This window comes from Streptomyces chilikensis (assembly GCF_001642695.1).
Lineage (GTDB): Bacteria > Actinomycetota > Actinomycetes > Streptomycetales > Streptomycetaceae > Streptomyces > Streptomyces chilikensis.
This window is the reverse complement of the sequence record NZ_LWCC02000005.1, coordinates 4,225,831-4,236,520: the sequence shown is the minus strand read 5'-3', so window position 1 is coordinate 4,236,520 and position 10,690 is coordinate 4,225,831. Positions and strand designations below refer to the sequence as shown.

Annotated in this window: 10 protein-coding genes; 5 read left to right on the top strand and 5 right to left on the bottom strand. The window is 72.6% G+C overall.

Annotated features, from left to right (window positions below):
- Positions 1-25: 25 nt before the first annotated feature.
- A complete protein-coding gene (locus A2U95_RS19005) occupies positions 26-1,828 on the bottom strand; it encodes an ABC transporter ATP-binding protein (RefSeq protein ID WP_166024115.1) in 1,803 nt (600 codons plus the stop codon).
- Positions 1,829-1,938: 110 nt separating this feature from the next.
- On the opposite strand from A2U95_RS19005, the gene A2U95_RS19000 reads away from it, so the two are divergent.
- From A2U95_RS19000 to A2U95_RS18990, 3 genes are all read left to right on the top strand, one after another.
- Complete coding sequence (locus A2U95_RS19000) at positions 1,939-2,397, top strand: MarR family winged helix-turn-helix transcriptional regulator (RefSeq protein ID WP_166024113.1); 459 nt, start codon at positions 1,939-1,941, stop codon at positions 2,395-2,397.
- 103 nt (positions 2,398-2,500) lie between these two features.
- Positions 2,501-2,965 carry a DUF5709 domain-containing protein gene (locus A2U95_RS18995; RefSeq protein WP_166024111.1) on the top strand — a complete coding sequence of 155 codons (465 nt, stop codon included), beginning with the start codon at positions 2,501-2,503 and terminating at the stop codon, positions 2,963-2,965.
- A gap of 6 nt (positions 2,966-2,971) precedes the next feature.
- On the top strand, positions 2,972-3,244 hold the full coding sequence (locus A2U95_RS18990; protein WP_166024109.1) for a type B 50S ribosomal protein L31: 273 nt from the start codon (positions 2,972-2,974) through the stop codon (positions 3,242-3,244).
- Positions 3,245-3,484: 240 nt separating this feature from the next.
- Here A2U95_RS18990 and A2U95_RS18985 read toward each other — a convergent pair whose 3' ends face one another.
- Both A2U95_RS18985 and A2U95_RS18980 read right to left on the bottom strand, forming a co-directional pair.
- Complete coding sequence (locus tag A2U95_RS18985) at positions 3,485-4,450, bottom strand: YihY/virulence factor BrkB family protein (RefSeq protein ID WP_166024107.1); 966 nt, start codon at positions 4,448-4,450, stop codon at positions 3,485-3,487.
- Between the two features lie 91 nt (positions 4,451-4,541).
- On the bottom strand, positions 4,542-5,336 hold the full coding sequence (locus A2U95_RS18980; protein ID WP_166024105.1) for a metal-dependent hydrolase: 795 nt from the start codon (positions 5,334-5,336) through the stop codon (positions 4,542-4,544).
- 122 nt (positions 5,337-5,458) lie between these two features.
- Between A2U95_RS18980 and A2U95_RS18975 the strand changes: the two genes are divergently transcribed.
- Together A2U95_RS18975 and A2U95_RS18970 are read left to right on the top strand one after the other, a co-directional pair.
- Complete coding sequence (locus A2U95_RS18975) at positions 5,459-7,972, top strand: DEAD/DEAH box helicase (protein WP_166024103.1); 2,514 nt, start codon at positions 5,459-5,461, stop codon at positions 7,970-7,972.
- An 87-nt stretch (positions 7,973-8,059) separates the two neighbouring features.
- The gene (locus tag A2U95_RS18970; RefSeq protein WP_166024101.1) at positions 8,060-8,926 is read left to right on the top strand and encodes an acyl-CoA thioesterase; all 867 of its coding nucleotides are present in this window, start codon (positions 8,060-8,062) and stop codon (positions 8,924-8,926) included.
- 313 nt (positions 8,927-9,239) lie between these two features.
- Here the strand turns inward: A2U95_RS18970 and A2U95_RS18965 are convergent, their stop codons facing one another.
- Complete coding sequence (locus A2U95_RS18965) at positions 9,240-9,875, bottom strand: GTP-binding protein (RefSeq protein WP_166024099.1); 636 nt, start codon at positions 9,873-9,875, stop codon at positions 9,240-9,242.
- Between the two features lie 168 nt (positions 9,876-10,043).
- Positions 10,044-10,511, bottom strand: coding sequence for a DUF742 domain-containing protein (locus tag A2U95_RS18960; RefSeq protein ID WP_166024097.1), 468 nt, complete (start codon positions 10,509-10,511; stop codon positions 10,044-10,046).
- Positions 10,512-10,690 lie beyond the last annotated feature (179 nt).

Sequence of the window (10,690 nt, the reverse complement as noted above, 5' to 3'; positions counted from 1 at the left end):
CGGCACCCCTCGGCGCCACCGCCCGTCACTCCCCGGCCGCCTCCAGCCGCGTGTCGCGGCGGACCAGCGCGGCGTAGCGCCCGTCGAGGCCCAGGAGCTCCTCGTGCGTGCCGCGTTCCACCACCCGGCCGCGGTCGAGGACGACGATCTGGTCGGCGCCGCGGACCGTGGAGAGCCGGTGCGCGATGGTGATGGTCGTGCGGTTGGCCGAGAGCGCGTCGATCGCCTCCTGCACCGCGCGCTCCGTGCGGGTGTCCAGCGCGCTGGTCGCCTCGTCGAGGAGGAGGACCGGCGGGTCGCGCAGGATGGTGCGGGCGATGGCGAGGCGCTGCTTCTCGCCGCCGGAGAAGCGGTGGCCGCGCTCGCCGACCACCGTGTCGTAGCCGTCGGGCAGCGACATGACGTGGTCGTGGATCTGCGCGGCGCGCGCCGCCGCGTGCAGTTCCTCCACGGTGGCGTCCGGCTTGGCGAAGCGGAGGTTGTCGGCGACCGAGGCGTGGAAGAGGTAGGTCTCCTGGGAGACCACGCCCACCGCGCGGGCCAGGCTGTCGAAGTCCAGGTCGCGGACGTCCACGCCGTCGAGGGTGACCCGGCCGCCGGTGACGTCGTAGAGCCTCGGCACGAGGTGTCCCAGCGTGGACTTCCCCGCGCCGGTGGTGCCGACCACGGCGAGGCTGCCGCCCGCGGGGACCTCGATGTCGATCCCGGTGAGCACGGGGTCGCCGCGGTCGTCGTAGCGGAACTCGACGTTCTCGAGGCGCACCTCGCCCTTGGCCCGGTCCAGGCTCACCGGATCCTCCCGCTCGGTGATGTCCACGGGGAGGTCGAGGTACTCGAAGATGCGCTGGAAGAGGGCGAGCGAGGTCTGGATCTGGACGCCGGTGGACAGCAGGCTGACGGTCGGGCGGAACAGGCCCTGCTGGAGCGAGGTGAAGGCGACCAGGGTGCCCAGGGAGACGGCGGGACCGCCCAGGTGGAGGGCCAGGCCGGCCGTCCAGTAGATCAGGGCGGGCATGGCGGACATGACGATGCCGATGACGGCCATCCGCCATCGGCCCGCCATGTTGGACCGGACCTCGAGGTCGACCAGCCTCTCCGACTCGTCGGCGAACGACCGGGTGAGCGAGTCGGCGCGGCCCATGGTGCGGCCCAGGAGGATGCCGCTGACCGACAGGGACTCGGTGACCGTCGCCGCCATCACGGCCATCTGCTTCTGCCGCCTGGTGGTGATCTTCTTGCGTTCGTCCCCGACGCGGCGGCTGATCCAGACGAAGACCGGCAGCAGGAGGAGCGAGACGACGGTGAGCCGCCAGTCCAGCGCCAGCATGGCCACCACGGTGGCGATGACGCCGGTGAGGTTGGAGACCAGCGAGGTGACCGTCGAGGTCACGGTCGCCTGCATGCCGCCGATGTCGTTCGCGATGCGGGACTGGACCTCGCCGGTGCGGGTGCGGGTGAAGAAGGCCAGGGACATGCGCTGCAGCCGCCCGTAGACGGCCGTCCGCAGGTCGTGCATCACGCGCTGGCCGACGGTGGTGGAGATCAGGGTCTGCAGCACGCCGAAGACGCCGCCGAGCACGGCGCTGACGATCATGCCGAGGACCAGCAGGCTCAGCAGACCCGTGCGCTGCTGGGGCAGGGCGACGTCGAGTATCTCGCGCAGCAGGAAGGGGCTCGCCACCGAGACCAGCGAGGAGGCCCCGACCAGCACGGCGACCACGGCGAGGCGGCCCCGGTAGGGGCGGAAGAGCCGCAGGATGCGGCGCACCTGCCGCGGCCGGTCCGGGTCGGGCGGCGGCGGGGTCCAGTCGATTCGGTCGGGACGCATGGGCTCCCTTGGTCTGAGAGGGCGGAGGGCGACACGCCGCGGATCGTCACAGAGCTTAGCTCATTGTTACCTATATTCACAGTGAACTAGGTCCTGATATCGTTCCCCGCATGACGCTTCCCGACTCCGACGGGCTCCTCGCCGAGCAGTTGCTGCGCCTCACCCGCCGCGTCCACCGCATTCAGAAGCGCCATCTGGAGCAGCGGGGCATGGCCATCACCCCGGCCCAGTCACGGGCGCTGCGCGCCCTCGCCCCGTACGCCGCGCCGCCGCGGATGGCGGATCTGGCGGAGCGGCTCGAAGTGGTGCCCCGGGCCGTGACGACCCTGGTCGACGGGCTGGAGGCGAGCGGCCGGGTGCGCCGGGTGCCGGATCCGGACAACCGCCGCGTGACGCGGATCGAGCTGACCGACGAGGGCCGGGCGGCGCTGCGGGAGCTGCGGGCGGCCCGCCGGGCGGCGGCGGAGGAGATCCTGGAGCCGCTCTCCCACGAGCAGCGCGAGATACTCGGCGGCCTGCTGAACACGCTGATCGACGGCTCCCCTCCGGGTTCCCCGGGCCCGGTCTGAGCCCGGGGCCCGGCGTCCCGCGCCCGCCGCCGCGGTTTGCGCCGCACCCGGCCCCGGTGGACGCTGGACAGTGTGAGCGGCCGCCAGGCAGCGGGAGGTACTCGTGGGCATCGCCGACGGACCCGGGGACGACGTCTACCAGCCCGACGCGTCCGAGATCCAGGACGACTCGGGGCTCCTCGACGTCGAGGACACGCTGGAGACGGAGGACGTCGACGACCCGCTGGACCGCGGCTGGTCCCCGCCGGAGAAGCCCTGGGGCGTGGAGCGGACCGGGGAGACGGCGGCCGAGCAGCACCGGGGCGAGTCGCTGGACGAGCGGCTGGCCAAGGAGCTTCCGGACGGGCCGGACCTGGAGCAGGACGGCGACGGGATCGGCGACGCCGTCGACACCGACGGCGAGCCGGTGGACTCCGAGGTCGGAGCGGTCCGGGCGGGGCGGCTGGTGGCGCCCGACGAGGGCCTCCGTCATGACGAGGAGGCGGTGCTGGCCGCGCGCGACGTGGGCATCGACGGAGCGGCCGCCTCCGCGGAGGAAGCGGCCGTCCACGTGATCGACGAGGAGTGACGACCCGTGCAGCAGGACAAGCATCCCGAGTACCGGCCGGTGGTCTTCCGCGACCGGGCGGCCGGCTACGCGTTCCTCACCAGGTCGACGGCCGACAGCGACCGGACGATCGACTGGGACGACGGGCGGACGTACCCGGTGATCGACGTGGAGATCTCCTCCGAGAGCCACCCGTTCTACACGGGGAAGGCCCGCACGGTGGACTCCGAGGGCCGCGTCGCGCGCTTCGAGCGGCGGTACGGCGGGGGGACGGGAGAAGGCGGCGCGGGCACGGCCTAGTACGCGGCCCGCCGCCGGTCCGTCAGGCCCGCCGCCGGTCCGTCACCGCAGGGGTGCTCGGGGTGCGGTCCGGCCCGCCCTCGCGCTCGGCGCCGGCCACGCCGTCCCGCGGCCGGTTCCGGCCGGGGAAGGGGGCGGTGTCGGCGAACCACCCCGCACCGACGGCGTCCGGGAGGACGGAGCGGGGCCGGCGGGCGCCGCCCGAGGGCCGGCCGGGACGGGGCCGGTCGCCGGGGCACCTCAGTCACCGGGGCCCGGGTCGGGCCGCACCGCCGCGTGCAGGCCGGCCCGGGCCGCTTCGAGCTGGGCGGCGAAGGCGATGCCGAGGAACAGGGCGATGCCGGTGAGGTTCGCCCACAGCAGCAGCGCGATGAACGCGGTGAGGGGCCCGTAGACCGCTCCGAAGCCTCCGCTGTTGCTGACGTAGAGCTCGAGGAGAGCGGTCGCCGTCACCCATATGACCAGGTGGACGGCGGAGCCGAGGGCCAGCCAGGTGTAGCCGGGCTGACGGCGGCGCGGGGACCAGCGGAAGATCACCGCGGAGGCGGTCCAGGCCAGCAGCAGTCCCAGCGGGATGTCCAGCGGCGCCCACCACCGCTCGCCGCCCGGCAGGCCGAGGGACTCCGCGACCGCCCCGGCCACCGCGTCGCCCGTGACGAGGACCAGGAAGCCCAGCACCATGGGCAGTCCGGCCGCCCCGGCGAGCACCAGGGCCCGCCCGTACTTGTGGGTGGCCGGCCGGTCGCGTTCGACGCCGTAGATGCGGTTGGCGCCGCGCTCGATCTGCCCCATCGCCGAGGCGAGGTTGACCACCGCGAACAGCAGGCCCAGCACCAGCGCCAGGTTGCTCCACACGCCGCCGTCGGCGGTGCGCCGGGTGCCCTCCAGGACGTCCTGGACGATGTCGGCGCTGTCGCCCGGGACGATCCGCCGGAGGGTGAGCTCGATGACCCGGCCGATGTCCTCGGTGTGCGCCGAGGTGGCCAGTCCGACCAGCGTGGCGGTGAACGGCACCACGCCGACCACGATCTGGAAGGCCAGGGCGCGGGCGTTGGTGAAGCCGTCGGCGTACCGGAAGCGGCTGAAGGAGTCGGCGAGCAGCCGCCTGGCGCCGCCGTACTGGCGGAGGGCGGTCAGCGCCTCGTCGCCGGAGAGTTCCTCTCCGACCATGTCCCGGGTCTGCGGAACGTGGACGACGGTTCCCATCGTGTGAGCTCTCCTCGGGCTGCGGGGGGCGTTCCTCTCCTCATGCCCCGCAGCCCGGCTCCCACCGTGGATCCCCCGGCGGGGGGCGGCCTCAGATGAAGCCGAGGGCCGCCGCCGCGGCCGCGCCGCCGGCGAGCATGAAGCCCGGCATCAGGACCCGGACCTCCACCCAGCTGCCGGCGCGGAAGCGCATGCCCTTCGGCGGGCCCAGCGGGTACCACCGCTTGCGGCCGATCGGGATGGGCCACAGGACGGGGCAGCCGGAGACGGTGAGCGCGTCGCCGACGCAGTGGACCAGCGCTCCCAGCACGATGGGCAGGCCCAGCCACAGGTACTCCTGGTCCGGTCCGTCGAACAGCCAGGTGGAGCCGTTGCCGGGCTTGTCCAGGACGCCCGCGACGATCCACGAGCTGGTGGCGGCCAGCAGCCAGACCAGCACGTCGGCGCTGGAACCGCGGGTCGCCCGCCACAGCAGTCCCTCGATGGCCAGCACCATGTGCACGAAGAGGATGAAGAGCACGCCCCAGCGGTCGCCCAGCGTGGCGACCGCCGCCGAGCCCGCGCCGAGCAGCAGCGCCCACACCCAGGTGTGGGTCAGGGTGCGGTGGCCGCCGGAACGTCGGGGGTCACCGGGTTTCTTCGTCGACTTGTAGACCGCGTAGGACAGCTTGTCGACGATCTCGCAGATCCACTTGGACACCGGCCCGAAGGCCCGCGAGATGGTGGCGGCCTTGTGGTCGAGGTCGGGGGCGAGGGCGGCGCCGGCGCAGATCAGCGCTCCCGCCAGCAGCACGGGCCAGGGCATCGGCTCGCCCCAGGCGGCCGCCGCGGCGCCGACGCCGAGCCAGGCGGCCGCGCCCGACAGTGAATGTGCTGGTCCCATCATGGCGTTGCCCGCCCCGTTCCACGTTGTGCCGCTGTTCAGTTCGGCGGCCAGCGTAGCGGTGACGATCTTCGAGTGGTGATCCGATTCCCTGATCGTGACCTGGTCCGGGCAAGATGGGGGGTGTGACCCTCATCGATCAGTTGCCGCAGACCGCCGATCCCGACGCCCTCTACGAAGCCTTCGAGTCGTGGGCCCAGGACCGGGGCCTCACGCTCTACCCCCATCAGGAGGAGGCGCTGATCGAGGTCGTCTCCGGGGCGAACGTGATCGTCTCGACGCCGACCGGATCGGGCAAGAGCATGATCGCGGCGGCCGCCCACTTCGCGGCGCTCGCCCGGGACGAGGTCACCTTCTACACGGCACCCATCAAGGCCCTGGTCTCCGAGAAGTTCTTCGAGCTCTGCAAGGTCTTCGGCACCGAGAACGTCGGCATGCTGACCGGTGACGCCTCGGTCAACGCGGACGCGCCGGTGATCTGCTGCACCGCGGAGGTGCTGGCCTCCATCGCGCTGCGTGACGGCAGGAACGCCGACGTCGGCCAGGTGGTGATGGACGAGTTCCACTTCTACGCCGAGGCGGACCGCGGCTGGGCGTGGCAGATCCCGCTGCTGGAGCTGCCGCAGGCACAGTTCGTGCTGATGTCGGCGACGCTCGGTGACGTCTCGATGTTCGAGAAGGACCTCACCCGCCGCACCGGCCGGCCGACGGCGGTGGTGCGGTCCGCGACCCGCCCGGTGCCGCTGTCGTACGACTTCAAGTACACGCCGCTGACCGAGACGCTGACCGAGCTGCTGGAGACCCGGCAGGCGCCGGTCTACATCGTGCACTTCACCCAGGCGCAGGCGGTGGAGCGGGCGCAGGCGCTGATGAGCATCAACATGTGCTCCAAGGAGGAGAAGGAGAAGATCGCCGAGCTGATCGGCAACTTCCGCTTCACCACCAAGTTCGGCCGGAACCTCTCCCGTTACGTCCGGCACGGCATCGGCGTGCACCACGCCGGCATGCTGCCCAAGTACCGGCGTCTGGTGGAGAAGCTGGCGCAGGCGGGCCTGCTGAAGGTCATCTGCGGCACCGACACCCTCGGCGTGGGCGTCAACGTGCCGATCCGCACGGTGCTGTTCACGGCGCTGACCAAGTACGACGGCAACCGGGTGCGCACCCTGCGGGCCCGCGAGTTCCACCAGATCGCGGGCCGGGCCGGGCGCGCCGGGTTCGACACGGCGGGCTTCGTGGTGGCTCAGGCGCCCGAGCACGTCATCGAGAACGAGAAGGCGCTGGCCAAGGCGGGCGACGACCCGAAGAAGCGCCGCAAGGTGGTGCGCAAGAAGGCTCCGGAGGGCTTCGTCGGCTGGACGGAGAACACCTTCGAGAAGCTGATCGCCTCCGACCCCGAGCCGCTGACCTCGCGCTTCCGGGTCACCCACGCGATGCTGCTGTCGGTGATCGCCCGCCCGGGCAACGCCTTCGACGCCATGCGCCGGCTGCTGGAGGACAACCACGAGCCGCGCAAGGCGCAGTTGCGGCACATCCGCCGGGCCATCGCCATCTACCGGTCGCTGCTGGACGGCGGGATCGTCGAGAAGCTGGACACCCCGGACGCCGAGGGCCGCGTCGTCCGCCTGACGGTCGACCTGCAGCAGGACTTCGCCCTCAACCAGCCGCTGTCCACCTTCGCGCTGGCCGCGTTCGAGCTGCTGGACCCCGAATCGCCGTCGTACGCCCTGGACATGGTGTCGGTGGTGGAGTCCACGCTGGACGACCCGCGGCAGATCCTGCACGCCCAGCAGAACAAGGCGCGCGGCGAGGTGGTCGCGCAGCTGAAGGCGGACGGGGTCGAGTACGAGGAGCGGATGGAGCGGCTGCAGGAGGTCAGCCACCCCAAGCCGCTGGAGGAGCTCCTCTTCCACGCCTACAACACGTACCGCAAGAGCCACCCCTGGGTCAGCGACTATCCGCTGTCGCCCAAGTCGGTGGTCCGCGACATGTACGAACGGGCGCTCACCTTCACGGAGTTCGTGTCCTTCTACGAGCTGGCCCGCACCGAGGGCATCGTGCTGCGCTACCTGGCGAGCGCCTACAAGGCACTGGAGCACACCGTCCCCGACGACCTGAAGTCGGAGGACCTGCAGGACCTGATCGCCTGGCTGGGCGAGATGGTCCGCCAGGTCGACTCCAGCCTGCTCGACGAGTGGGAGCAGCTCGCCAACCCCGAGGTGATGACCGCGGAGGAGGCGCAGGAGAAGGCCGACCAGGTCAAGCCGGTCACCGCCAACGCCCGCGCCTTCCGGGTGCTGGTGCGCAACGCGATGTTCCGCCGGGTGGAGCTGGCCGCCCTCGACCAGGTCGGGGAACTCGGCGAGATGGACGCCGAGTCCGGCTGGGACGCCGACCGCTGGGGCGAGGCGATGGACGCCTACTGGGACGAGTACGAGGACCTCGGGACCGGTCCCGACGCCCGCGGCCCGCGCCTGCTGATGATCGAGGAGGACGCCGAGCACGGTCTGTGGCGGGTCCGCCAGACGTTCGCCGACCCGAACGGCGACCACGACTGGGGCATCAGCGCCGAGGTCGACCTCGCGGCGTCCGACGCCGAGGGCCGCGCGGTCGTCCGGGTCACCGACGTCGGCCAGCTGTGACGCCGCTGCCGGGGACGGCAGCGGGAACGCGGGAAGTGCGGGACGCGTGGGAACTGACGGACGTGGGACAGGAGAGGTGAGACCCGCATGACGAATCCGGCGGAGGGCCTGGTCGGCCTGCTCGATCTCGAGCAGATCGAGGTCAACATCTTCCGGGGACGGAGCCCCGACGAGTCCCTGCAGCGCGTCTTCGGCGGGCAGGTGGCCGGCCAGGCGCTGGTCGCGGCCGGCCGGACCGTGGAGCAGGACCGGCCGGTGCACTCTCTGCACGCCTACTTCCTGCGGCCGGGACGGCCCGGTGTGCCGATCGTGTACCAGGTGGAGCGGGTCCGGGACGGGCGGTCGTTCACCACCCGCCGGGTCACCGCGGTGCAGCAGGGGCGGACCATCTTCAACCTGACGGCCTCCTTCCACCTGCCGGAGGAGGGACCGTTCACGCACCAGCTCCCGCCGGCCCGGGAGGTGCCGGACCCGGAGTCGCTGCCGACGGTCGCGGAGGAGATCCGCGAGCACCTCGGCGCGTTGCCGGAGCAGCTGGAGCGGATGGCGCGCCGCCAGCCCTTCGACATCCGGTACGTGGACCGGTTGCGGTGGACGGCCGGGGACGTCGCGGAGGCGGAGCCGCGCAGCGCGGTGTGGATGCGCGCGGTGGGTCCGCTGGGCGACGACCCGCTGGTGCACACCTGCGCGCTGACCTACGCGAGCGACATGACGCTGCTGGACGCGGTGCGGCTGCCGGTGGAACCGCTGTGGGGGCCGCGCAACTTCGACATGGCCTCGCTGGACCACGCCATGTGGTTCCACCGGCCGTTCCGGGCCGACGACTGGCTGCTGTACGACCAGGAGTCGCCGATCGCCGTCGGCGGACGCGGGCTGGCCCGGGGACGCATCTACGACCGTGAGGGCCGCCTGGTGGTCTCGGTGGTGCAGGAGGGCCTCTTCCGGGCCCTGTAGCGTCCGGGTCCGGCGCCACCGGCCGGCTCCGGCGTCCCGGTTCCGGTGGCCGGCCGGTGGCGCGGTTCCGGTGGCCGTCGTGCGCGCGGATGCCGAGCGGCCTCCGTTCTCCCTCGTCTCCCTGACGGGGCGGGCACGGCCGGAGGAGGACCTGGACCAGGTCCGGCACCGGGCGGCCGGGATCGCCGCCCGCCCCATGGGCGACGACCGGGCCGAGGGGTACGGCGCCCGGAACGCCGTGCCGGGCGGGACGCTGGTGCGGCTCTCCGTCGAACGGGTCAGCGCGGTCGCCGGTCCCGCCGGCCGGCCCTCCTCATCCCACCGAGTCCAGCATCCGCGCGGTGTGCATCCGTCCCGCGTGCTCCACCAGGCGGATCAGGACCTCCTTGCCGGACTCCCTCCGGCGGGCGTCGCAGAGCACCACGGGCGTGCCGGGGTCGAGGTCGAGGGCGGCGGAGACCTCGTCGGGCGTGTAGGAGCGCGCGCCCTCGAAGCAGTTGACGGCCACCACGAACGGGATGCCGCGGTGCTCGAAGTAATCGACGGCGGGGAAGCAGCCCTCGAGCCGCCGGGTGTCGGCGAGCACCACGGCGCCCAGCGCGCCCTGGGCGAGCTCGTCCCACAGGAACCAGAAGCGGTCCTGGCCGGGGGTGCCGAAGAGGTAGAGCGAGAGACCGGCCCGGATGGTGATGCGGCCGAAGTCCATGGCGACGGTCGTGGTGGTCTTCTGGTCGACGCCCGAGATGTCGTCGACCCCCCGGCCCGCCTCGGTGAGCAGTTCCTCGGTGCGGAGCGGCCGGATCTCGCTGACGGCGCCGACCAGGGTCGTCTTGCCGACGCCGAAACCGCCTGCCACGAGGATCTTCAGCGCCAGGGGGTTCGAGGCGTCCGTCGTGCCGGCGGCGCCCATCGTCCCGCCGGAGGTGGTGTCCGTCTGCTGGGGGGCCATCGATCACTTCTCTCGGGTGTCTCGGGCGACCGGGTCGCCGCGGGAAGGTCGGTCACTGACAGGTGGTTCGGCGGGCGGCGCGGGCACAGCTGACAGCCTTTCAACCGCTGACAGCATCCACCAGCTCACCGGATCATAGAACTCACGGGTTCCGGCAGCGCGCGGGAGTCACAGTGCGCGCAGACCGGCGATCACCTCGCGCAGCACGCGTTCGTCCGGCAGCTGGGCGGGCGGCACCGGGCGGCTGACGGTGACGCAGCCCAGTTCCAGCAGATCGCCCAGGAGCACGCGGACCACGCCGACGGGCAGGTCGGCGCCCGCCGCGAGCTCCGCGACCGACTGGGTCTCGGCGCGGCACAGTCCCACCAGCAGCCGGTGCTCGGGTCCCAGGGCGGCCGCGGCGTCCGGCGGGGCCTCGGGGTCCGGGTCGACCAGGGCGATCAGGTCGAAGCCGGTTCCGGACGGGCCGGGGCTGGTGCGCCCACCGGTCATCGCGTAGGGGCGGACCAGCGGTCCGGCCTCACCGTCGAACCACTGGCTCTCGTACCACCGGCCGCCGGACGGCCCGCCGGAGGCCGGTTCCGGGTCACCGGGACCGCCGGAGGGCGGGGGGTGCGTCGGGTTCTGCTCACGCATCCGGACACCGTCTCCCGGGTCAGCCGGCGAAGGGCCGCGGGGGCGTCCGCGGCGACTGGTGGAGGTGCTCGCCGACCCGGTTGACCAGCCGGGCCATCTCGTAGGCGATCAGGCCGATGTCGGCCTTGGCGCCGGTCAGGACGGCCAGGCAGGAACCGGCTCCGGCGGCGGCGACGAAC